This is a genomic window from Dietzia sp. CW19, assembly GCF_014145265.1.
Lineage (GTDB): Bacteria > Actinomycetota > Actinomycetes > Mycobacteriales > Mycobacteriaceae > Dietzia > Dietzia natronolimnaea.
This window is the reverse complement of the sequence record NZ_JAALEE010000550.1, coordinates 1,476-2,284: the sequence shown is the minus strand read 5'-3', so window position 1 is coordinate 2,284 and position 809 is coordinate 1,476. Positions and strand designations below refer to the sequence as shown.

Annotated in this window: 1 protein-coding gene; it reads right to left on the bottom strand. The window is 71.0% G+C overall.

Translation table 11 applies throughout. From position 1 onward, the window contains the following. Positions 1–809, bottom strand: an 809-nt coding sequence (locus G6021_RS15600) for an LssY C-terminal domain-containing protein (RefSeq protein WP_241736611.1), incomplete at both ends; no start/stop codon positions are given.

Below are 809 nucleotides of genomic sequence, written 5' to 3'. Positions count from 1 at the left end.
GGTCGGCGTCCCCCGACGCCAGCCCGCCCTCCGCCTGGGGGTCGTCGTACCCGCGGGCGGCCCGCACCACCCCGGCCGGGAGCCCTGCCGCCGACGCCTCGGGGACCGGTACGGACCTCAGGTCCACCACCGGTAGGTCACCGTCGGTGCGGATCGCGTCACCCCCGCCGTTGCGGGAGTGGTAGCCGGCGGAGAAGTTCTCGAGCACCCGAACACCCGCGGCGGGGACGTGGTAGCGGATCGAGTCCACGATGTAGTCGCGCTCCACGTCGATGTCCGCGTCGATCTTGTGCGTCACCTGGAGGGTGAACAGCGACAAACCCACGGCCCGGTCGTAGGTGCCGGCCCCGAGCCACTGCACGCGGTGGCCGCCGGGCAGCAGCCACCCGTCTGGGCACCGCCAGAACCGGACGTGGTGCCGTTGCGCGGCGTTGCCCTCGACCTCCTGCTGGTAGGCCAGACACTGCCTGCGTCCGAAGAGCCGCAGGGGGCTCACCGGCGCGGAGGGGTAGGACCGCCGGAGCACCGAGGACATGATGATGCCCCAGGAGGACCGGACCGTGATGTCGTCGGCCAGCACCCACCCGCAGGCCGTCATGGTCTCGTGGATCTGACGGGCGGTGCCGTCGACGGCCAGGTTGACCGGGTCCCCCAGCAACCCGTCAGACGTCCGGGTCCGCGCGATGAAGTATCCCGGCACGTACACCGAGGTGATCAGCGTCTGCAGCCGGGGCAGGACCAGATAGGCGACCAGTGCCCAGAACGGGATCAGGAGGAACAGATGCCACCAGGTGTGGCGCCACACGTCG